The 20,931-nt window shown below is 57.2% G+C and carries 20 protein-coding genes; 9 read left to right on the top strand and 11 right to left on the bottom strand.

The window, feature by feature from the left end; all coding sequences use genetic code 11:
• Positions 1-15 precede the first annotated feature (15 nt).
• From N6P30_RS19445 to aldB, 6 genes are all read left to right on the top strand, one after another.
• Positions 16-372 carry a DUF3302 domain-containing protein gene (locus tag N6P30_RS19445; protein ID WP_008502729.1) on the top strand — a complete coding sequence of 119 codons (357 nt, stop codon included), beginning with the start codon at positions 16-18 and terminating at the stop codon, positions 370-372.
• 2 nt (positions 373-374) lie between these two features.
• A complete protein-coding gene (locus N6P30_RS19440; protein ID WP_021242439.1) occupies positions 375-1,511 on the top strand; it encodes an HlyD family secretion protein in 1,137 nt (378 codons plus the stop codon).
• Positions 1,512-1,601: 90 nt separating this feature from the next.
• Positions 1,602-2,210 (top strand): glutathione S-transferase, encoded by a 609-nt coding sequence (locus N6P30_RS19435; RefSeq protein ID WP_008502731.1) that lies wholly within the window; start codon positions 1,602-1,604, stop codon positions 2,208-2,210.
• Positions 2,211-2,314: 104 nt separating this feature from the next.
• Positions 2,315-3,700: an L-seryl-tRNA(Sec) selenium transferase gene (gene selA / locus N6P30_RS19430; RefSeq protein WP_023294818.1), complete on the top strand. Its 1,386-nt coding sequence runs from the start codon at positions 2,315-2,317 to the stop codon at positions 3,698-3,700.
• On the top strand, positions 3,697-5,544 hold the full coding sequence (gene selB / locus N6P30_RS19425; RefSeq protein ID WP_032664679.1) for a selenocysteine-specific translation elongation factor: 1,848 nt from the start codon (positions 3,697-3,699) through the stop codon (positions 5,542-5,544). The genes selA and selB overlap by 4 nt, the downstream gene beginning before the upstream one ends.
• Positions 5,545-5,630: 86 nt before the next feature.
• Entirely contained in the window at positions 5,631-7,169 is a 1,539-nt protein-coding gene (aldB, locus tag N6P30_RS19420; RefSeq protein WP_023294820.1) for an aldehyde dehydrogenase AldB, read from the top strand.
• Here the strand turns inward: aldB and N6P30_RS19415 are convergent.
• The gene (locus tag N6P30_RS19415; protein WP_008502735.1) at positions 7,166-8,128 is read right to left on the bottom strand and encodes a LysR family transcriptional regulator; all 963 of its coding nucleotides are present in this window, start codon (positions 8,126-8,128) and stop codon (positions 7,166-7,168) included. The two genes, aldB and N6P30_RS19415, sit on opposite strands and share 4 nt — an antisense overlap.
• Positions 8,129-8,248: 120 nt before the next feature.
• Between N6P30_RS19415 and N6P30_RS19410 the strand changes: the two genes are divergently transcribed.
• Positions 8,249-8,989 (top strand): MipA/OmpV family protein, encoded by a 741-nt coding sequence (locus N6P30_RS19410; protein ID WP_023294821.1) that lies wholly within the window; start codon positions 8,249-8,251, stop codon positions 8,987-8,989.
• An 87-nt stretch (positions 8,990-9,076) separates the two neighbouring features.
• Here N6P30_RS19410 and araD read toward each other — a convergent pair whose 3' ends face one another.
• The 8 genes from araD to yiaK form a co-directional block, all read right to left on the bottom strand.
• Positions 9,077-9,772: an L-ribulose-5-phosphate 4-epimerase gene (gene araD, locus N6P30_RS19405; RefSeq protein WP_023294822.1), complete on the bottom strand. Its 696-nt coding sequence runs from the start codon at positions 9,770-9,772 to the stop codon at positions 9,077-9,079.
• A complete protein-coding gene (locus tag N6P30_RS19400; RefSeq protein ID WP_023294823.1) occupies positions 9,766-10,626 on the bottom strand; it encodes an L-ribulose-5-phosphate 3-epimerase in 861 nt (286 codons plus the stop codon). Before N6P30_RS19400 ends, araD begins: the two co-directional genes overlap by 7 nt.
• A 2-nt stretch (positions 10,627-10,628) precedes the next feature.
• Positions 10,629-11,282: a 3-keto-L-gulonate-6-phosphate decarboxylase UlaD gene (gene ulaD, locus N6P30_RS19395; protein WP_023294824.1), complete on the bottom strand. Its 654-nt coding sequence runs from the start codon at positions 11,280-11,282 to the stop codon at positions 10,629-10,631.
• Positions 11,279-12,784, bottom strand: coding sequence for an FGGY-family carbohydrate kinase (locus tag N6P30_RS19390; RefSeq protein ID WP_023294825.1), 1,506 nt, complete (start codon positions 12,782-12,784; stop codon positions 11,279-11,281). The genes ulaD and N6P30_RS19390 overlap by 4 nt, the downstream gene beginning before the upstream one ends.
• Before the next feature lie 95 nt (positions 12,785-12,879).
• A complete protein-coding gene (locus N6P30_RS19385; protein WP_023294826.1) occupies positions 12,880-14,199 on the bottom strand; it encodes an MFS transporter in 1,320 nt (439 codons plus the stop codon).
• Positions 14,200-14,242: 43 nt separating this feature from the next.
• Positions 14,243-15,169: a DUF4862 family protein gene (locus N6P30_RS19380; protein ID WP_023294827.1), complete on the bottom strand. Its 927-nt coding sequence runs from the start codon at positions 15,167-15,169 to the stop codon at positions 14,243-14,245.
• A 151-nt stretch (positions 15,170-15,320) separates the two neighbouring features.
• The gene (locus N6P30_RS19375) at positions 15,321-15,788 is read right to left on the bottom strand and encodes a YhcH/YjgK/YiaL family protein (RefSeq protein ID WP_023294828.1); all 468 of its coding nucleotides are present in this window, start codon (positions 15,786-15,788) and stop codon (positions 15,321-15,323) included.
• A 10-nt stretch (positions 15,789-15,798) separates the two neighbouring features.
• Positions 15,799-16,797: a 3-dehydro-L-gulonate 2-dehydrogenase gene (yiaK, locus tag N6P30_RS19370; protein WP_021242451.1), complete on the bottom strand. Its 999-nt coding sequence runs from the start codon at positions 16,795-16,797 to the stop codon at positions 15,799-15,801.
• A 224-nt stretch (positions 16,798-17,021) separates the two neighbouring features.
• Here yiaK and yiaJ point away from each other — a divergent pair, with 224 nt between their 5' ends.
• Together yiaJ and N6P30_RS19360 are read left to right on the top strand one after the other, a co-directional pair.
• Positions 17,022-17,840, top strand: a complete 819-nt coding sequence (yiaJ, locus tag N6P30_RS19365) for an IclR family transcriptional regulator YiaJ (protein ID WP_021242452.1) — start codon at positions 17,022-17,024, stop codon at positions 17,838-17,840.
• A 3-nt stretch (positions 17,841-17,843) separates the two neighbouring features.
• Complete coding sequence (locus tag N6P30_RS19360; protein ID WP_021242453.1) at positions 17,844-18,299, top strand: 4Fe-4S dicluster domain-containing protein; 456 nt, start codon at positions 17,844-17,846, stop codon at positions 18,297-18,299.
• Here N6P30_RS19360 and N6P30_RS19355 read toward each other — a convergent pair.
• Together N6P30_RS19355 and N6P30_RS19350 are read right to left on the bottom strand one after the other, a co-directional pair.
• The gene (locus N6P30_RS19355; protein ID WP_023294829.1) at positions 18,283-20,001 is read right to left on the bottom strand and encodes a ShlB/FhaC/HecB family hemolysin secretion/activation protein; all 1,719 of its coding nucleotides are present in this window, start codon (positions 19,999-20,001) and stop codon (positions 18,283-18,285) included. The two genes, N6P30_RS19360 and N6P30_RS19355, sit on opposite strands and share 17 nt — an antisense overlap.
• A gap of 90 nt (positions 20,002-20,091) precedes the next feature.
• Entirely contained in the window at positions 20,092-20,928 is an 837-nt protein-coding gene (locus N6P30_RS19350) for a collagen-like triple helix repeat-containing protein (protein ID WP_225828784.1), read from the bottom strand.
• Positions 20,929-20,931 lie beyond the last annotated feature (3 nt).

Genomic DNA, 20,931 nt, shown 5'->3' with positions numbered 1-20,931 from the left:
TTAAGTGAGGAGAATATGTTTCTCAACTATTTTGCGCTGGGCGTATTGATTTTTGTATTTCTGGTTCTCTTTTACGGAATCATCGCCATCCATGATATTCCTTATAATATGGCCAAAAAGCGTAACCATCCGCATGCCGATGCCATTCATACGGCAGGCTGGATTAGCCTGTTTACACTCCATGCCATCTGGCCATTCCTGTGGATTTGGGCCACGCTGTACCGCGAAGATCGCGGCTGGGGCATGCAAAACCACATCACAAAGCCTGATGAAGTTCCGGGCATGGATGCGCTGGCCAAACGCGTGGCGGAACTCGAACAAAAGCTGGCTGCAGTACAGCCCACTGCTGATAAGAACACGCTGGAGCGCTAATCATGGATCTGTTGATTATTTTGACCTACGTGGCATTTGCCTGGGCCATTTTTAAAATATTCCGAATTCCGGTCAACCAGTGGACGCTTGCCACCGCAACATTAGGCGGCGTATTTATTGTTGCCGGTCTTATTCTGTTAATGAACTATAACCATCCGTATACCTTTACGGCGCAAAAAGCGGTTATTTCTATTCCAATCACGCCGCAGGTGACCGGTGTGGTCAGTGAAGTCACGGATAAAAATAACCAGCTTATTAAAAAAGGCGAAGTGTTATTTAAACTGGATCCTGGCCGCTACCAGGCGCGCGTCGACAGACTCCAGGCCGACCTGGTAACCGCGACGCACAATATCGATAACCTGAAAGCGCAGCTGTCGGAAGCGGTTGCCAATACCACACGCGTCTCCGCTGAGCGCGATCGCCTCTATAAAGATTATCAGCGCTACCTGAAAGGCAGCCAGGCGAAGGTGAATCCTTTCTCTGAAAGCGATATTGATAACGCGCGGCAAAACTATCTGGCACAGGATGCCATGGTGAAAGGCTCCGTGGCTGAGCAGGTGCAGATTCAAAGCCAGTTAGACAGCATGGTGAACGGCGAGCAGTCACAGATTGCTTCGTTACGTGCCCAGCTTGCCGAAGCCAAATATAACCTGGACCAGACCGTGGTGCGTGCGCCGAGCGATGGTTACATCACCCAGGTGCTGATCCGTCCGGGGACCTATGCCGCCGCGCTGCCTCTGCGTCCGGTGATGGTCTTCATTCCTGAACAGAAGCGTCAGATTGTGGCCCAGTTCCGCCAGAACTCGCTGCTGCGTCTGAAACCGGGCGATGAAGCGGAAGTGGTGTTTAACGCCCTGCCGGGCCAGGTATTCTCCGGGAAGCTCACCGCAATTCTGCCGGTGGTGCCGGGGGGGACCTATCAGGCGCAGGGTGCGCTCCAGTCTCTGACGGTCACGCCGGGCACGGATGGCGTGCAGGCCATCATCGAGCTGAGCCCTGACGCTGAAGTCGATGCCCTGCCGGACGGTATCTATGCCCAGGTGGCGGTCTATTCGGACCACTTCGCCCACGTCTCGGTCATGCGTAAAGTACTGCTGCGTATGACCAGCTGGATGCACTACCTCTACCTCGATCACTAATCCTTCCAGGGCAGGAATGCGACATGCAGACCTGCCCTTTTTTCATCGCTTGATCCATACTGACTTTTTTCCGGCATTAAGGATCAGGCAATGAAACTCATCGGCAGCTACACCAGTCCCTTCGTGCGAAAAATCTCGATTCTCCTGCTGGAGAAGGGGATTGAATTTGAATTCGTGAATGAACAGCCTTACAACGCGGAAAACGGCGTTGCGCAGTACAACCCGCTGGGAAAAGTCCCGGCGCTGGTTACGGACGAGGGCGAGTACTGGTTCGATTCCCCAATAATTGCCGAGTACATTGAGCTGCTGGGCGTTGCCCCGGCTATGCTGCCTGCTGACCCAAAAGCGGCGCTGGCGGTGAAGCAGGTCGAAGCCCTGGCCGACGGTATTATGGATGCGGCGTTAACCTCCGTACGGGAACAGGCAAGGCCCGCTGCCCAGCAGTCGGAAACGGAACTGTTACGCCAGCGGGAAAAAATCAGCCGCAGCCTGGACAGGTGTGAACAGCTTATCCGGGAGGGAAAGATCGACACCGACAGCCTGAACCTGGGGACCATCGCCATCGCCTGCGCGATTGGTTATCTCAACTTCCGCCACGTCTCCCCGGGCTGGTGCGTCGACCGTCCGCTGCTGGTGAAGCTTGCAGACACGCTGTTTAGCCGCGAGAGCTTTGCCCGTACCGAACCACCAAAGGCTTGACGCGGGTTATAACACTTCGCCGTCGGAGGCGGTACAATCCCCCCAACATGTTAACTCCCTCTCCCGTCGGGAGGGGGGAAGATATTTACTCGCCAGGCGCCTTCATGACTACTCATCATTCGCTGTACAGCCAGATCCCCGCTACCGACCGTCTTCTTCGCGAACCCCGCATTCATGCTGTTGCTGAGCGTTTCGGCCATACCGCGACGGTGGAAATGTTACGCCTGCTTCAGGACGAAGCCCGATGCGCGATTCAGGCAGAAAACGCCTTGCCCGCCTGGTGTAGCGCGTGGGAGCAGGAAGTTGAACAGCGGCTGGATGAGAAGGCGCAAAGCGCATTACGCCCGGTGATAAACCTGACCGGAACCGTGCTGCATACCAACCTGGGGCGCGCGCAGCAGGCGGAAGAGGCCGTTGCCGCAGTCGTGCAGGCCATGCAAGCGCCCGTAACGCTGGAGTACGATCTGGACGGCGCCGGACGCGGGCACCGCGACCGCGCGCTGGCGGAGCTGCTGTGCCAGCTGACCGGCGCGGAAGATGCCTGCATTGTGAATAATAACGCCGCAGCGGTGCTGCTGATGCTGGCGGCCACCGCCAGCGGCAAAGAGGTGGTGGTGTCCCGCGGCGAGCTGGTGGAGATTGGCGGAGCGTTTCGTATTCCTGACGTGATGCGCCAGGCGGGCTGTACGCTGCATGAGGTGGGTACCACTAACCGTACCCATGCGAAAGACTATCGCGCGGCGGTGAATGAAAATACCGCCCTGCTGATGAAGGTCCACACCAGCAATTACCATATTGAAGGCTTCACCAAAACGGTTGAAGAGGCGGAGCTGGCGGCGATTGGGCGCGAATTGAATATACCGGTGATTGCCGATCTCGGCAGCGGCTCGCTGGTGGATCTGAGCCTGTACGGGCTGCCAAAAGAGCCTATGCCGCAAGAGATGATTGCGGCGGGCGTGAGCCTGGTCAGCTTTTCCGGCGACAAACTGCTGGGCGGGCCGCAGGCCGGGATTATCGTCGGCAAGCGCGAGCTGATTGCGCAGCTGCAGCAGCATCCGCTCAAGCGCGCCCTGCGCGCCGATAAAATGACGCTTGCCGCGCTGGAGGCGACGCTGCGGCTCTATCTTTACCCGGAAAAACTGGCCGACCGCCTGCCCACGCTGCGCCTGTTAAGCCGGGATGCCGCCTCGATTCGCGCCCAGGCCGAGTTACTGCTGCCGCGCGTCGCCCCGCACTACCCCGATTTTGACGTTCGCATTGAGCCCTGCCAGTCGCAGATTGGCAGCGGTTCGCTGCCGGTGGACAGGCTGCCGAGTGAGGCGCTGACGTTCACGCCGCGTGACGGGCGCGGTAGCCATCTTGACGCCCTGTCGTCACGCTGGCGTGGCCTGCCGACGCCGGTTCTCGGGCGGATTTACGACGGCCGAATGTGGCTGGATCTGCGCTGCCTTGAAGATGAAGAGCGATTTCTGGAGATGTTGTTGAAATGATTATTGCCACCGCCGGTCACGTTGACCACGGAAAAACCACGTTACTGCAGGCGATTACCGGCGTAAACGCCGACCGCCTGCCGGAAGAGAAAAAGCGCGGCATGACCATCGATCTGGGCTATGCCTACTGGCCCCAGCCTGATGGCCGCGTGCTGGGCTTTATTGATGTGCCGGGGCATGAAAAGTTTCTGTCTAACATGCTGGCGGGCGTGGGCGGCATCGATCATGCCCTGCTGGTGGTGGCCTGCGATGACGGCGTGATGGCGCAAACCCGCGAGCACCTGGCGATCCTGCAGCTAACCGGCAACCCGCAGCTGACCGTGGCGCTGACCAAAGCCGATCGCGTGGATGACGCGCGCGTCAGCGAGGTGCGCGAAACGGTCCAGGCGACACTGCGGGAGTATGGCTTTGCCGATGCATCGCTTTTTGTCACCGTGGCGACAGAAGGGCGTGGTATCGACGAACTTCGCCACCATTTACAGCACCTTTCATCACGCGCTCACGCCAGCCATCACCGCTTTCGTCTGGCGATCGACCGGGCCTTTACCGTAAAAGGTGCGGGGCTGGTCGTAACCGGCACCGCGCTGAGCGGTGAAGTCAGCGTGGGAGATACCCTCTGGCTGACGGGCGTGAATAAACCGATGCGCGTGCGCGGACTGCACGCACAAAACCAGCCCGCTGACCGTGCCCACGCCGGACAACGTATCGCGCTGAACATTGCCGGGGATGCGGAAAAAGAGCAGCTGAACCGCGGAGACTGGCTGCTGGCCGATGCTCCGCCGGAACCGTCTGAACGCGTGATTGTCTCCCTGCAGACACACATACCGTTGACCCAATGGCAGCCGCTGCATATTCATCACGCGGCCAGCCATATCACCGGGCGCGTGTCGCTGCTGGAAAACGACCTTGCCGAGCTGGTATTCGATTCGCCGCTCTGGCTGGCAGACAACGATCGTCTGGTACTGCGTGATATTTCTGCAAGGGAAACGCTGGCGGGGGCGCGCGTGGTGGCGCTTAACCCACCTCGACGCGGCAAGCGTAAGCCGGAATATCTGCAGTGGCTGGCCGCGCTGGCGCAGGCCAAAGAGGATAACGCCGCGCTGCGGGTGCACCTCGATCGTGGGGCGGTGAGTCTGCGTGATTTTGCATGGGCACGCCAGCTGAGCGGGGAAGGCTTACGCCAGCTGACCCAGGAGCCGGGCTTTATACAGGCCGGAGACAGCCTGCTCAATGCCCCGGTTGCTGCGCAATGGCAGCGTAAGATACTGAACACGCTTGCGACTTACCACGAACAGCATCAGGACGAGCCAGGCCCGGGCCGTGAGCGTCTGCGACGCATGGCGCTGCCGATGGAAGACGATGCGCTGGTGCTGCTGCTGATCGAAAACATGCGCGAAAGCGGGGTGATTAAAAGCCACCACGGCTGGCTGCACCTGCCGGATCACAAGGCCGGGTTCACCGCAGATCAGGAGGCGATATGGCAAAAAGTAGCCCCGCTGTTTGGCGATGAGCCGTGGTGGGTTCGGGATCTGGCTCGCGAAACCAACACCGACGAGCAGGTGATGCGCCAGGTATTGCGCCATGCGGCGCAGCAGGGGCTAATCGTCGCGATCGTGAAAGATCGTTACTACCGTAACGATCGCATTGTGGCGTTTGCCAACCTGATCCGCGAGCTGGATCAGGCGCGCGGCTCGACCTGCGCAGCGGATTTCCGCGATCGGCTGAACGTGGGCCGCAAGCTGGCGATTCAGATCCTGGAGTATTTCAACCGCATCGGCTTTACCCGTCGTCGCGGTAACGATCATCTGTTGCGCGATTCGTTATTATTTCCTGAAACTCCGTGACCTCCGTCGTAAACACCGTTACCGGTTGGCGAGAAAATCGCCACCCGGAACTACCCTTGTTGTACACCAACAGCAAGGAGACGGACATGACAAACAATCCTCCCTCATCGCGTATCCAGCCCGGCGAGTATGGTTTTCCCCTCAAGCTGAAGCCCCGTTATGACAACTTTATTGGCGGCGACTGGGTCGCGCCCGTCGACGGCGAATACTATTCCAACCTGACCCCGGTTACCGGCCAGCCGCTGTGCGAGATTGCCAGCTCCGGTAAGCGTGATATCGACCTGGCGCTGGATGCGGCGCACAAAGCGAAAGAGAAATGGGCTCACACCTCCGTGCAGGACCGGGCGGCGATCCTGTTCAAAATCGCCGACCGGATGGAGCAAAATCTGGAGCTGCTGGCGACGGCGGAAACCTGGGATAACGGCAAGCCGATCCGGGAAACGATGGCGGCTGACGTGCCGCTGGCTATCGACCACTTCCGCTATTTTGCCTCCTGTATTCGCGCGCAGGAGGGCGGGATCAGCGAAGTTGACAACGACACCGTGGCGTATCACTTCCACGAACCGCTGGGGGTAGTAGGCCAAATTATTCCGTGGAACTTCCCGCTGCTGATGGCGAGCTGGAAAATGGCGCCCGCGCTCGCGGCCGGAAACTGTATTGTGCTCAAACCGGCGCGTCTGACCCCGCTCTCGGTCCTGCTGCTGATGGAAATTGTTGGCGATCTGCTGCCGCCGGGCGTGATTAACGTGGTCAACGGTGCGGGCGGTGAGATAGGGGAATATCTGGCCACCTCAAAACGGATTGCCAAAGTGGCGTTTACCGGGTCGACGGAGGTGGGCCAGCAGATCATGCAGTACGCCACGCAAAACATCATTCCGGTGACCCTCGAGCTGGGCGGGAAATCCCCGAACATCTTCTTCGAGGACGTGATGGAGGAAGAGGATGCCTTCTTTGATAAAGCCCTGGAAGGGTTTGCGCTGTTTGCGTTTAACCAGGGCGAAGTCTGCACCTGCCCAAGCCGCGCGCTGGTGCAGGAATCCATCTACGAGCGCTTTATGGAGCGGGCCATTCGCCGCGTCGAGTCTATCCGCAGCGGTAACCCGCTCGATAATGTCACCCAGATGGGGGCACAGGTCTCGCATGGACAGCTGGAAACGATCCTCAACTACATCGACATCGGCAAGAAGGAGGGGGCGGATATTCTCACCGGCGGACGCCGTAAGGTGCTCGGAGGGGATCTGCAGGACGGGTATTACCTTGAGCCGACGATCCTGTTCGGGCAGAACACCATGCGCGTTTTCCAGGAGGAAATCTTCGGACCGGTGCTGGCCGTGACCACCTTTAAAACGATGGAGGAGGCGCTGGCGATTGCCAACGACACGCCGTATGGCCTGGGGGCAGGCGTCTGGAGCCGCAACGGTAATCTGGCCTATAAAATGGGCCGCGGCATTCAGGCCGGGCGCGTCTGGACCAACTGCTATCACGCCTATCCGGCACACGCGGCATTTGGCGGTTATAAGCAGTCGGGCATCGGGCGTGAAACCCACAAGATGATGCTGGAGCATTACCAGCAGACCAAATGTCTGCTGGTCAGCTATTCCGATAAGCCACTGGGGCTGTTCTAGTCGCCCAGCTCAGGCCGTCCGTGGGCGGCCTGAGCGATTTGCTGGCGCAGGCAGTTCAGTACGCCATCCAGAACGTATTGCACGCGCCAGGGCTGGTATTCGCGTTTGCGGAAGATGGCGGTCAGATCGAGCCACCACTCTTCCTGATGCGGGAAGCAGGGGACGAGCATGCCTTTCGTTAATTCTTTTTTCAGGCTCTCTTTTGGCGCAAAAACAATCCCAAGATTATTTCTTGCCAGCTCCAGGGCCGTCTGCGTATTGTCGCAAATATAATTACCGGTCACCCGGTAGTCATGCACGTCATCGCTGCCGTGCACGCGGAAACGCCAGATGTTGGCTTCATCGACCAGCATGGAGTCAATGAGAATACAGGAGTGATTAATTAAATCTTCAGGTCCGGTTAAGGGATGTTTATTTAAATATTCTACGGTTGCGAAGGCCGTAACGGAATATTGTGTCAAAACGCTGGCCACCAGGCTTTCGTCTTTCGGCTGAGCATAGGTAATTAAAATGTCGCAGTCATCCGGAAAGGTAACGCCTTCTGAAAATTCATTCCGGTCCAGATTGTAGGTTTTCAGGGAGATGCGGATGTCGCCGATGTCTTCTATCTGATGGATCACGTGTCGCGCGAGGTAGGTCACGATACCTGTTGGGGCATAGATCGTCACTTTTCCGCGCTTTTCATGCTTATAATCAGCAATGAAATTAACAAGCTGGCTGTTCTTATCCAGCGTGGCATTCACGTAGGGGAGTAACGCTTCACCAAACTGGGTCAGGGCCAGCTGCCGCGTGGTGCGCTCAAAAACCTTGAGCCCAACCCGCGTTTCAAAATCAGACAGATATTTACTGACGTTGGCCTGCGCCATACCCAGCAGGGCGGCGGCATCACCAATGCTGTGGGTGGCTGCAATGACGGAGATAATTTTTAATTCGCGTGGTTTTAGCTGTAATGTACTCATTATGCACACCCATCTATATGATTTTATATATAATATTATATAAACCGCAGCGTTGCATTGGCAATTTTGTAACCATTATTATGCGCCTCGCTTGTTTGGCATATATATGGATTACATGGAATGACTATTAAATACAATTTACTGATCGCTGCCACGTTATTTGCATCAACGTCTGCCATGGCCGGTGAATTTTCACTTGGTGCGGGGGCTGTATTTAATGAGTCTCCTTACAAAGGCTATAACGAAAATACGACCGCAGTACCGTTGATTAGCTACGAAGGCGATCGTTTCTACGTTCGTCAGACCACGGGCGGATGGATCCTGTGGAAAGATGCAAAAAATGAATTGAGCCTGACCGCAACGTGGATGCCGCTGCATTTCGACCCTGCCGATAACGACGATCATCAGATGAAGCAGCTTGATGAGCGTAAAGCATCCGCCTTCCTCGGTGGGGCGTACTACCGCCACGAAAGCTGGGGATCGCTGAAAGTGGCGGTCTCTGGTGATGCCACGGATGAAAGCGGCGGCGTGATCGGCGAAGTATCGTACTTCCGTCCGATCAAAATGGAGCGCCTGACCCTGACGCCTTCCGTAGGTGTGTTCTACAGCGACGAAAGCTATAACGACTACTACTACGGCGTATCCGGCAGCGAGTCTCGCCGCTCCGGACTGGATCAATACACCGCCGGCGACAGCTGGACGCCATACGTTGGCCTGGCGGCTAAATATCAGTTAACCCAGAAGCTGTATCTTAACGCCAGCGCGGTCTACACCGTGTTGCCTGACGACGTGAAGAACAGCCCGATGATCGACCGCGACGACAGCTTCGCGCTGATGACCGGCCTGACCTGGCGTTTCTGATGCGGTAAAGCCGGGTGGCGGCGTTGCCTTACCCGGCCTACGATCTTGCCTGCACTGCTGTTCCTTAAAGCCCATCTCAATGCCCGATCACTGCCCGTAGTAGGCATTCGCCCCGTGCTTACGCAGATAATGCTTGTCGAGCAGCTCCTGCTGCATAACCGGTAGCTGCGGTGCGAGCTGGCGTGAGAACAGGCCCATGTACGCGCACTCTTCCAGCACCACGGCATTGTGAACCGCATCGGCAGCATCTTTGCCCCAGGCGAACGGGCCGTGGGAGTGGACCAGCACCGCCGGGATCTGCATCGGGCTAAGATCGCGCTCCTCGAAGGTTTTGATGATCACTTCACCCGTCTGGTATTCGTATTCCCCGGCAATTTCTGCCGAGGTCATCAGGCGCGTGCAGGGGATGGTTCCGTAGAAATAGTCCGCGTGCGTGGTACCCCAGGCCGGTAAATCCAGCCCCGCCTGGGACCAGATAGTGGCGTGTCGCGAATGGGTATGCACGATGCCGCCAATCTCCGGGTAACGACGATACAGCGCAAGATGGGTAGGCGTGTCTGAAGAGGGCTTTTTATTCCCCTCGACGACCTGGCCCGTGGCGATACTCACCACCACCATATCCTCCGCCGTCATCACGTCGTATTCCACACCGGACGGTTTAATGATCATCATGCCGCTTTCGCGGTCAACCGCGCTGACGTTGCCCCAGGTAAAGGTCACCAGCTGGTGGGCGGGCAACGCCAGGTTTGCTGCCAGTACCTCGGCTTTAAGTTCGTCTAGCATGTCATGCCTCCTTCCTGCATACGGGCTTCAATCCAGCGGCGCGCCTGGATAATCTCCAGCACCGGCTCTTTTGCTTTTTCGGTCCACATTTCAATCAGAAATGCGCCGCGATAGTTCAGTTGATGCAGCGTGTTAAACACGCCAACGAAATCGACGCAGCCCTCGCCAAACGGCACGTCGCGGAACTGTCCGGGGCTTTGTGCGGTAACGGGTTGGGTATCTTTCAGGTGAATAGCCGCAATGCGGTCAATGCCCAGCGTCAGCTCGGCGGCGACGTCGTTACCCCACGCGCTCAGGTTGCCGACGTCCGGATAAACGCTGAACCACGGTGAGGCGAGCATGTCGTCCCACTTTTTCCATTTGCTGATGGAGTTCATAAACGCGGTGTCCATGATCTCCACCGCCAGCATCACCTGTGCGGCGGTGGCCTGCTCCACTGCCCACGCCAGCCCGTCGGCAAAGCGCTGTTGCGTCCCCTCGTCATGCGCTTCGTAATAGACGTCATACCCGGCAAGCTGGATGGTGCGAATGCCCAAATCACGCGCCAGCCTGATGGCTTTGCTCATGATCTCACGGGCGCGTTCGCGCACGGTTTCATCGCGGCTGCCAAACGGGAAGCGACGGTGTGCAGACAAGCACATAGAGGGGATCGCCACGCCGGTTTCCAGCATCGCTTCCACCAGAGAGGCGCGCTGCGTGGTGCTCCAGTCGAGGCGTGATAATCGCTCATCGGTTTCATCGACAGACATCTCGACAAAATCGAACCCGCAGCTTTTCGCCAGTACCAGCCGCTCGGGCCAGGAGAGATCTTTTGGCAGCGCTTTTTCGTAAATACCCAACGGATGCTGACGCATGGTTACGCTCCCCAGATGTCGCGAATGTGCGAATGGAATGCCTGTGCCACCTGCGGCGGATTGGCGGCGCCTGCCAGCGCGCGCCCGGCAATGAAGGCTTTGACGTTGATTTGCTTAAACAGCGGCAGGTCGGCGGGGGTGATACCGCCGGTAATAGAAAGCTGCAAACCGATATCGGAGAGCGCTTTCATTTTTGCGAGATCCTCCTCACCCCACTGCTGGCCGCTCGCCTGTGCGTCACGTCCGCGGTGATAAATGGCCTGCTTCACGCCGATGTGATGCCATGCGCGAGCATCGTCCAGCGTCCAGTGACCAAAGAGCTCCATCTGGATTTCTCCCCCGCGGCGCAGGGCCACCTCGTGGCCGCGTTCAACGGTGGCCAGCGGGGCGGCGCAGATGATGGTCATCCAGTTTGCACCCGCGCCAAATGCCTGCTCTGCCAGCGTTTCTCCGGCATCGGCCACTTTCCAGTCCGCAACGATGATTTTATCCGGGCACTGCTCGCGCAGGGCGCGCACGGCGTTTAGCCCTTCGGTCAGGCACAAAATGGTGCCCGCTTCGACGATATCAACGTGATCGGCAAGCAACGCGACATCACGCTGCGCGGCCTGAAGAGAGGTATGGTCGAGCGCCAGCTGCAGTAATGGTCGGCTCATAGGTTGTTCTCCTTAACTCGGGCGTGATAGCCCTGTAGTGCTGAAATCAGTAGCTGATAGCGCTGATATTTGCGCTGATAGGCCTCGTGGGCGCGCATGTCAGGCTCAATGACACGAATGTCGTGTCGGAGGGCGCATTGCGCCGCATGGAAATCGGGATACACGCCGGTGCCGACCAGGGCGGCCAGCGCCGCGCCGGAACAGCCGGTCTCTTCCAATTGCGGCAGTTCAATCGCCAGCCCGCTGACGTCCGCGAGCATTTGCATCCATACGTCCGAATGGGTTGGGCCACCCGTCACGCGCAGGGCATGCACGTGGGTAAAGCGCTCGAGCATGCGGTTGAGGTGGGTCATGTGGCAGAACACCACGCCCTCATAAACCGCCTGTAGCAGGTGCGCGCGTGTGTGTAGCGCCTGCATTCCGTAGAAACCGCTTGTCATCTCCAGCCCGGCGTTGCTGCCATAGAGGAACGGCAGGAAATACACATCGCTTTCGGCTTTCGGCAGGCTGGCGACGGCGTGGTTGATCTCGCTGAACGACATGTCGCCCCACTGCGCGGTGAGCCACTCAAGGTTGCCGGACGAGGTCGGGCTGGCTTCGTGAACGATGTACTGCTGCGGATGCACGTAGCGGCCATAAACGTAGGGGAAGGGTTCGTTGCTGCGAAGCGCACTGGCGATCCCGCTGGTGACGGCCCAGGTGCCCATCACGGCGTTCAGCGTGTGCTCGTCCTGCAGTCCGGCGCAGAGCGCGGTGGAAACCACATCAAACAGTCCCCCCACGACGGGCGTGCCCGCCGCGAGACCGGTCAGGGCGGCTGCCTGAGCGGTGATTTCCCCGCTGATTTCTGCTGAACCGACAATCGGCGGTAGGGCGCCGTCAATTTCGCTGATCCCGAGCCAGCGCGTAAGCTGCGGGTCATACTGCCCGGTATTCATGTTGTAGAGATTGGACTCGGAGATGTTGCTCTCTTCACCGCCCTTCACGCCGGTCAGGCACCAGCGCAGATAGTCGTGCGCCATCATCACGCAGCCAATTTGCTGATACCGCTGCGGCTCGTTCTCTTTGACCCAGCGCAGAAGCGAGGCCGGATGCCCGGTCCACAGCGTCTGGCGCGTATGCGGGTAGAGTTTTTCGGGAATGCCGTCCTGCTGCCAGCGCTGCACAATCTCCAGTGCCCGGCGATCGGAGGAGAGGATGGCGTTGCCCAACGGTTGGTCTTGTTTATCGAGCAGAAACAGCCCCTTACCCTGCGCAGAAATGCCGACCCCATTGATCTGGTTGCCGTTTACGCCTGCATTCTTGAGCAACGCGGCGATGGTGGCGTGGCAGTGCTGCCAGAGCTGATGCATATCCCGCTCGGCGTAGCCCGCTCGCGGGCTGAGCGTGGCAACGGAGCGGCGTTCGATACAAACTTCTTTGCCCTGGCGGGTGTATAAACCGGCTTTTAGATAAGTACCGCCACAATCGATACCCAGCCAGAAGGGCTCTTTTTCACTCATCTTCATCTCGCTTAATTGCCGGGTGGCGCTTCGCTTACCCGGCCTACTGTTCGGTTTTCTCCCTCTCCCCGTGGGAGAGGGCTGTGGTGAGGGCATCAGGCCGCACGCTTATGGGGATTTACCGTGGGATTGGGCTCTGCCCCGGCATCGCATTTCGCGGGCAACAGCAGGGCCAGCAGCGACGCCAGCGCGAGTGAAACGGCCAGGCAGTAGACGCCTGCATCTTTGCTGTACAGGGTGATCAGCACGCCAACGGCATACGGGCCGCAGAAGCCACCGAGGTTACCCAGGGCGTTGATCACGCCGCGCGCGCCACCTGCCATTTCGGCGCTAAACAGTCTTGCCGGTATCGTCCAGAACACCCCCGCGGCGGATTGCAGGAAGAAACCACAGCCCACCAGTGCGGCATAGGCCAGCCAGATGTTTGCTTTCAGGGCAACGGAGAGGAACATGCAGAGCGCGAAGCCAATCAACGGCAGGGAGACAAACAGCTTGCGCTTGCCGGTGCGGTCAGAAAGCGAGGAGAACAGGAACATGCCCGCAATGGCGCCGATGTAGGGCAGGATGGCGAGCATCCCCACCTGACCAATGCTGGTGTGCGTCAGCTCCTTCAGAATGGTCGGCAACCAGAGGGTGTAACCGTAAATCCCGGTCTGATAGAAGAAATTCAGGGCGATCAGCTGCCACATGGTTTTGTCAGACAGCACCGCGCTGAGCGAGGCATTTTTCACCTCTTTTCCGGCGATGGCCTGCTGTTCAGCCGCCAGCGTTTGTACCAGATAGTTTTTCTCGGCCGCTGAGATCCAGCGGGCTTCCTGCGGACGGTCGTACACGGTGAACGCCCACAGCACCAGCACAACGACGGACATCAGACCTTCAATGATGAACAGCCAGCGCCAGTCAAGTGCGGTAATAATCCATCCCGACAGCGGGGCGGTGATTATCCCGGCGATGGGTACGAACATGATCACAATTGCGTTGGCGCGACCGCGTTCGGCATCCGGGAACCAGTTGCTGATCATGGTGAGCACAACGGGTAGCATCCCGCCTTCCGCCACGCCGAGTAAGAAGCGCAGCACCAGCAGCTGGTACTGATTCGTCACGAGACCCGTGAGCACCGAGATCACCGCCCAGGCGACCAGTGACCAGCCGATAAATTTCTTGCCGCTACCGTGTACCGCAATCTTGCCGCCGGGTACCTGCAGGAACAGATAGCCGATAAAAAATATGCCGCCCGCGAGGCCTGCCATGGTGGCGGTAATACCTAATTCTTCGTCCATCCCTCCCGGCATTGCAAACGCGATATTCACGCGGTCCATATATGAAATAATACAGGCGATAAGAATAGGAGGAATGATTCTTAGCCAGCGCTGGCGCGGAATGTCCGTATGTAGAGCATGAGTAGAAATATTCATAGTTAATCTCTCAGTAGGTAACCGGAATAAACTTTTCTTATTGTTATTGCGTTGCTTTATTCATTGCGCTGATACCGTCGCGCAAAATGGCGATGCGATGGCTGACATCAGCATTAGCATTTATTTCCAGTAATTTAATACCGGAGAATTTCAACGTTGCGGCGCTCGCCGCAGTAAAGAGTGCTTTTGCACGTTCAGTGGACATCAAACTGTCGGCACAGAAGGAAGAAAATGGCGCGTGCAGATCCTGCCATTCACCGTACTCGCCGCTGGTGGTCGTACCCGAGAACATCAAGGCCCCCAGTTTCCCGGCATTAAGCGCGGCCTGAACGTGGTCAAGCGGAAGGGTGGTGTTACGGCCTTCGATGGCCGACCGCGCCCAGTTGATGCAGACGCTGATATCCGTGTCTTTCACCACCTCCAGCACCTGCTCTAAGGGCAGGAAGCCTTTACGGGGTGCGACGCCGGTCATGGCATCGCAGTGTTCCAGCACCAGGTCGCAGCCCCAGTCCCAGCTTGTTATTTCACGGACGGAGCGGGAAAACGCGTCGGTGGCTTGTTCGACCGAGGCATTGCCCGCCTGCGGGGCCGCCTGCATCTCAAGAGCAATCACTTTCCCCGGGAAGCGGGTATTCACGGCGTTAATTTTTTTGTGCAAATGTCGGTAAAAGTCCACGCACGCTTTACGCTGCGCGTCGTCAGCCGAGGCCAGGCCAAACGCGCCGTTGATGCCGCGGCGCCGCATGGTTTCCATAACTGCCGTGACCACGATTTGCCAGTCCCCCGGGGTATGGCGGAACAGCCATTCGTCACCAAGGGGGTGAAGATTTTCAAGGCAAGGCTGTTCCAGCCCGCGAATATTCGGCGTGTCGGAAAGTTCCCGCCAGAAGGTTTGTTCTTCTTGTTCCCCTTTCTGGTGAAACGAGGGTGCGCAGGGGTACGCACCAATAATAAAACCGGTATTAGTCATTTCGCGTTCCTGTATTTATACCCGTCATACTTCAAGTTGCATGTGCGTTGGCTGCGCTCGTTCACCCCAGTCACTTACTTATGTAAGCTCCTGGGAATTCACTCTCTTGCCGCCTTCCTGCAACTCGAATTATTTAGGGTATATCAGAAAATTAATCTAATTCGCTGATTGCCACTTTCACCACAATCTTACGAATTGTGGTTTCCTTGTTTTTAATACAGGCAGGACGGTGCACATCCTGCGGAAAAAATATGGCATAGCTGCCGGGTATCATTTCGATAAACGACTCATTTTCACTGTTGTGATAAAAAATAATATCGCGCTGTTCCAGCAATGATTCGCTTATTTCGTTATTACCGGTATCAATCGCGATACCGATTTTCTCTTCACCCCAGGCCAGGAATTGGATATCCAGATAGCGGCGATGCACTTCCGGGCGATTCTCGTGCAGATCCTTTGTTGTCAGGTCGAGAACCTGGGCAAAAATGTTGCGACCTTCAATTTCTACTACGCCTGGCTCCAGGGTGGTGAAATCCGTCGTGCGCAGAAAATGAAGGGCTTTTTCAATCGCCCGCGGCAGGCGACACGGATTTGGCTGGGAAATATGTCCGAATATCATGGCCCACTCCTTACAGAGACTGGATTTTCGCCCACACGCTGTCGTCAACCGTGATGCCGTTGCGGCGGTTCTCTTCAAGCAAACGGGTAAATTCATGCCCTGGCAGACGGATGGCGACATTTTCATCCGCGCGTTCGGCGGTGGTGATGAAGTCCATAATGCGCTGCAGTTTGGCATCGCGGGTTGGGCCATCGATCAGGCGATCCACCTCAATGGCGATGAAGATCTGCGATACGCCGTACTCGTCGCTGTTGTCCTGGGTCACTTCCGCGACGGAAGATCCGTTTGAGAGCAGGGTGGCGATCATATCGAGCACGATGGATAAGCCGGACCCTTTCCAGTAGCCCATGGGCAGAATACGGCGGTTTTTCTCGATCACTCCCGGCTCTCTGGTGAGGTGACCTTCGTCGTCAAAGCCGCCATCTACCGGCAACGCGCGCCCGGCCAGGCGGTTCACCTCCAGCATGCCGTAGGAGAACATCGACATCGACATGTCGACCATGGTGATCGGGTTCGACGGAATGGCAACGATCAGCGGGTTTGTGCCGATGCAGCACTCTTTTGATCCCCACGCGGGCATCACGGCAATCGAGTTGGTCCAGCAAATGCCGATATAGCCCTTCTCCGCCGCCTGCCAGCCGTAGCTGCCGCCGCGCATCCAGTGGTTCGCGTTACGCAGTGCCACCAGACCAATGCCGTGATCGGACGCCAGCTCGGTGGCGCGATCCATCATCTTCTTCGCCGTCAGGTTGCCAATGGAGCGCTGCGCATCCCACTGTTCGATGGCGCCTAATGTCATCACCCGTTTGGGCTGGGCGTCAGGAATGATATCCCCTGCATCAAGCTGCTGAATAAAACGCGGGAAACGGTTTACACCATGCGAATAGACGCCGGATTCCGTGGTGCGGGCAAACATCTCGGCGCAGGCGTCTGCGGTTTCCGCTTTCACGCCGCGATCGAGCAGAACCCGATTGAACGCCGCTTTCAACTCTTCGAAGGTCACTTTCATCCCTGTTCTCCTGTTCTTTTAAGGGCAAGTGTGAGTGCTTTTATATCGCTAAATTCCACTATGCGAAATCTGATTTCAAATATAGCGATCAAATTTTGTCAGATCAACGACATTCATGTTTTTCAAAATCGATTAAAATCAACTGGTTGTGTTTTTTCTGTTGAGATCGTGAACTGACCCACACTTTGCGCTACCATCAGGGCGCGCTAAACAGGAGCCATGTAATGAGCATGAAAGAGAGCGAAATGACGCAAGAAAAAGAGAGGCCAGCAGGCAGCCAGAGCTTGTTTCGCGGCCTGATGCTGATTGAGATCCTCAGCAACTATCCGAACGGGTGTCCGCTTGCACATTTATCGGAACTGGCGGGGCTGAATAAGAGCACCGTGCACCGCTTGCTGCAGGGGCTACAGTCGTGCGGGTACGTGACCCCGGCACCCGCCGCGGGCAGCTATCGCCTGACCACCAAATTTATCGCCGTCGGGCAAAAGGCGCTGTCGTCGCTGAATATCATTCATGTGGCCGCTCCGCACCTCGAAGCGCTGAACATTGCGACCGGCGAGACGGTGAACTTCTCCAGCCGGGAAGATGACCACGCCATCCTGATTTATAAGCTCGAACCGACAACCGGTATGCTGCGCACGCGCGCCTATATCGGCCAGCATATGCCGCTGTACTGCTCTGCGATGGGCAAGATTTACATGGCGTTTGGCCATCAGGATTACGTGGCGAGCTACTGGGAAAGCCATCAGGAACAGATCCAACCTTTGACGCGCAACACCATCACTGAACTGAGCGCCATGTATGATGAACTGGCGGAAATTCGCGATCGCAGCATGGCGATGGACAAAGAAGAGAACGAGCTGGGCGTCTCCTGTATTGCCGTGCCGGTGTTTGATATTCACGGCCGCGTTCCGTATGCGATCTCTATCTCGCTATCGACGTCGCGCATGAAGCAGGTGGGCGAGAAGAACCTGCTCAAGCCGCTGCGCGAAACGGCAGAGGCTATCTCAAAAGAGCTGGGTTTTAACGTACGCGAGGCGTAACAGATGAACCGATTTATCATGGCGGATGCGGAAAAATGCATCGGGTGCCGCACCTGTGAAGTGGCCTGTGCGGTCGCGCATCAGGATGACTTCACCGCAGAGGCTTTTACCTCTCGCCTGCGGGTGGTAAAGGGGGATGCCTACACTACGGCGGTGGGTTGCCATCAGTGCGAGGACGCCCCCTGTGCCAATGTCTGCCCAACCCATGCCATCAGCCTTACGGCAGGCGCCTGGCTTGTTGAGCAGACGCGCTGTATTGGCTGCAAGAGCTGTATGGTTGCCTGTCCGTTTGGGGCGATGCAGGTACGGCTGGTGGGAAGCAGGGCACAAGCGCTGAAATGTGATTTATGTGTGCAGCGCGAAGGCGGACCGGCCTGCGTGGAGGCCTGTCCAACCCACGCGCTGCGCTGCGTTGATCCTGCCAGTATTCGGGCTGAAAGGCTTACTGCATTTTATTGAAATTCCACGTAAACGTCAGGCTGTAGCGCCAGTCTCTGTTGCGACTGTCTGTCGGAACATCCCCGACGGGTCTTGCCGCCTCAACCGTGATGCTATAGTGGCGGGTATCGCCTACCATCACGCCAGCCGCCACTGACCCGAGCCGCTGATGAGGCAAGCCGGAGGTGTTAAACCAGGTTTGCGCGGTATCGGCCAGGATGTAGGGCTGGATTGTGGCAAGCCATGTGCTCTCTTTTCGCATCTGGATATAGCGCAGTTCTACCTGCCCGCCATAGCCGTAATCACCGCTTGCTTCGCTGTCCTGGTATCCACGGCCAAACCGCTGGGCACCGAAGCTAACGCGTTCGGGTTCTGGCAACGTGTTATTTGACCAGTCCCCCTCCCAGGACGTTGATAGCCGCCACTTATCGGCAAACAGCCAGGCTGCGTCCAGATAGCTTTTCGTGAGCGTAAAATTAATATCGGGCCTGGGGGCCGAGACGATATCGGCTCCCATCGCATCAATACCCTGACGCACGTTGAGTCGGCCGCTGAGGCTGGCGGTTGTGAACTGATGTGCACCGTTGATGCCCACTTCCAGCGCGGGATAACGCGCGTGCTGGTTGACGGAGTCCAGGCTATAGGTTTTGCCCAGCAGTCTGGCCTGCAGGGCATAATCGTCCTGGCGGTCGGTGTAATCAAAACCGCTGGTCAGATTAATTTGTGATTTTTGCGTCAGCAGCAGGGGGTAGCCAAACGTCACGCCGCCGTTGTATTGCGTTGTTTTTTGCTTCGAATCGACGCTGATATTATTCGGCAAAGAGAGCAGGGGCGAAAAATCTCGCGGATCTTCACGGTAATAGCTGCCTTTTAGCTGCATGGTCAGCCCTTCATCGTTTAAAAACTGCTGCCAGTTCAGGCCGACATAATTTTTTCGCGTGTTGCTATCTAACGGCACAAGCGTGGCCACGCCAAGCTGATCGCCATAGCTTGTCATGTTGCTGAGCGTGCCGTTCAGCATCATTAAATCTTGCCCTTTACGGGTATCAATCGTCGACGCTATATTCCAGCTCCGCTCCTGGTTGCCGGTGATTTGCATCGCCGCTGCGCCATAGATATTGGTTGGCAGCTGCGCGTTAGCCGTAACCGGAACGTTCGGGGTGCGCGTCATCAGCTGGCTGTAGCGATCGAACGTATCCTGAGACAGCGGTTTTTCCGCCATGATTTTTTCGGACAAACGTTTAAGACGTTCGGCGATGTGCGGGTTATTACTGGTGATGTCGCTATGAGCGACATAGCCTTCAACCAGAACAATTTTAATATTGCCCTGCTGGAAATTATTATCGGGCAGCCAGGCATAGGAGAGTGGAAAACCGTCGGCCTTATAGCGTTCCGTAATATCGTTTACCAGCCCCGTAAGCGTTTTTAGCGGCACGGTTTTTCCAGCGTAAGGCCTGAAGGGCTGAAGTAATTCCTTCAAGGGATAACGCGTGCCGCCAATAAACTGAATGTGATGAATGGTAATAGGCGTTTCAGGCGTCAGCGTTGACTTCGGTTTTTCTATTTTGACGTTCGGCTGCGGCGCGGCCTCAGTCTGTTCGGGGGCAACGTTACGAGAAACTTGCGCCGGGTTATCGGGGTTAATAATAGAGGGTAGAGTATCGGCGCGGGCCATGCTCAGCACAACCAGCCCCGTCAGCGAAAAAAGGAAGTGGTGTTTCATCGTGCTATCCCTGTTCGTCATCCCCGGTTGGGGTAAATGTCGCTGAATAAAGCGCCCCTGAACCAGGGGCGCAGACAGGCAGAAAAAGGATTACTGTTTTGGCGTCAGTAGGCTCGAGGTTAACGTGTTGAGCCCGTTAATCGGGTTTGTCGTAGATGTGTTTTGGGTTGTGCCTGCATTGGCCGTTACACCCGCAGTCAGCGTATTGAGGGTGGTATTGACCGTTGTGCTCAGGCTATTGTTCGTGGCTGTCACATTGGCATCGGCCGTCAGAGATCCTGTGCCGCTGCCTCCGGTGGTTGATGTGGGTTTCACTAGCGTACCGCTATCCGTGACCGTCTGGCCGACATTTTGAACGACCTGACCGACACCGCTAAGCCCGCTATTGCTGCTGCTAATGTTGGTCCCCACGCCGCTGACGGTGCCACCCACCTGGGTCAGCAGACCGTTAACCGGTGTGCCGAGACCCGTTGTGGTGCCTACGGTTTGCGTCACGCCTTGTACTCCGCCCAGCGTCTTGTTAGCCAGGGTCGTGGTATCGGTTGTTACCTGAGTGACAGCAGGGCTGCTTACCGTGTTGGTGAGACCCGTGCCGGTGTTACTGACCAGTTGCCCGGTACTGTTGACCACGCTGCCCGTCAGGCCGGTTACGCCGCTGACCGGGGTTCCGGAAGTGGAACTCGCCAGGCCCGTGCCTACCGTTGAAACGGTATTGCCGAGGGAGGTGACCGACGTGGCCACGCCTTTAACCGTGGTACCCACACCGTTCGGGTTGTTTGGATCGCCAACGCCAGTCGTGACGCCTGTCCCCACGGTGGACACGGCACTGCCAACACCGCTGACGGTGGTTGAGACGGTTGACGTGACGGGATTATTTGTCGGAAGCTGGCTTCCGAGGCTATCCACAGTGGATCCGACGCTGGTCACGGT

The sequence above is a fragment of the Enterobacter sp. PL1 genome (assembly GCF_945957325.1).
GTDB classification, from domain to species: domain Bacteria; phylum Pseudomonadota; class Gammaproteobacteria; order Enterobacterales; family Enterobacteriaceae; genus Enterobacter; species Enterobacter roggenkampii.
The sequence above is the reverse complement of the archived record's forward strand: the minus strand, read 5'-3'. Positions and strand labels throughout refer to the sequence as shown.

Coding starts and splice junctions, on each gene's coding strand:
- N6P30_RS19380 (WP_023294827.1), bottom strand. CDS start 15,169: ATGACTAATACCGGTTTTATTATTGGTGCGTACCCCTGCGCACCCTCG.
- yiaJ (WP_021242452.1), top strand. CDS start 17,022: ATGAGCATGAAAGAGAGCGAAATGACGCAAGAAAAAGAGAGGCCAGCA.
- aldB (WP_023294820.1), top strand. CDS start 5,631: ATGACAAACAATCCTCCCTCATCGCGTATCCAGCCCGGCGAGTATGGT.
- N6P30_RS19445 (WP_008502729.1), top strand. CDS start 16: ATGTTTCTCAACTATTTTGCGCTGGGCGTATTGATTTTTGTATTTCTG.
- N6P30_RS19415 (WP_008502735.1), bottom strand. CDS start 8,128: ATGAGTACATTACAGCTAAAACCACGCGAATTAAAAATTATCTCCGTC.
- selA (WP_023294818.1), top strand. CDS start 2,315: ATGACTACTCATCATTCGCTGTACAGCCAGATCCCCGCTACCGACCGT.
- N6P30_RS19410 (WP_023294821.1), top strand. CDS start 8,249: ATGACTATTAAATACAATTTACTGATCGCTGCCACGTTATTTGCATCA.
- N6P30_RS19435 (WP_008502731.1), top strand. CDS start 1,602: ATGAAACTCATCGGCAGCTACACCAGTCCCTTCGTGCGAAAAATCTCG.
- N6P30_RS19440 (WP_021242439.1), top strand. CDS start 375: ATGGATCTGTTGATTATTTTGACCTACGTGGCATTTGCCTGGGCCATT.
- araD (WP_023294822.1), bottom strand. CDS start 9,772: ATGCTAGACGAACTTAAAGCCGAGGTACTGGCAGCAAACCTGGCGTTG.
- ulaD (WP_023294824.1), bottom strand. CDS start 11,282: ATGAGCCGACCATTACTGCAGCTGGCGCTCGACCATACCTCTCTTCAG.
- N6P30_RS19385 (WP_023294826.1), bottom strand. CDS start 14,199: ATGAATATTTCTACTCATGCTCTACATACGGACATTCCGCGCCAGCGC.
- N6P30_RS19360 (WP_021242453.1), top strand. CDS start 17,844: ATGAACCGATTTATCATGGCGGATGCGGAAAAATGCATCGGGTGCCGC.
- N6P30_RS19375 (WP_023294828.1), bottom strand. CDS start 15,788: ATGATATTCGGACATATTTCCCAGCCAAATCCGTGTCGCCTGCCGCGG.
- selB (WP_032664679.1), top strand. CDS start 3,697: ATGATTATTGCCACCGCCGGTCACGTTGACCACGGAAAAACCACGTTA.
- N6P30_RS19400 (WP_023294823.1), bottom strand. CDS start 10,626: ATGCGTCAGCATCCGTTGGGTATTTACGAAAAAGCGCTGCCAAAAGAT.
- N6P30_RS19355 (WP_023294829.1), bottom strand. CDS start 20,001: ATGAAACACCACTTCCTTTTTTCGCTGACGGGGCTGGTTGTGCTGAGC.
- N6P30_RS19390 (WP_023294825.1), bottom strand. CDS start 12,784: ATGAGTGAAAAAGAGCCCTTCTGGCTGGGTATCGATTGTGGCGGTACT.
- yiaK (WP_021242451.1), bottom strand. CDS start 16,797: ATGAAAGTGACCTTCGAAGAGTTGAAAGCGGCGTTCAATCGGGTTCTG.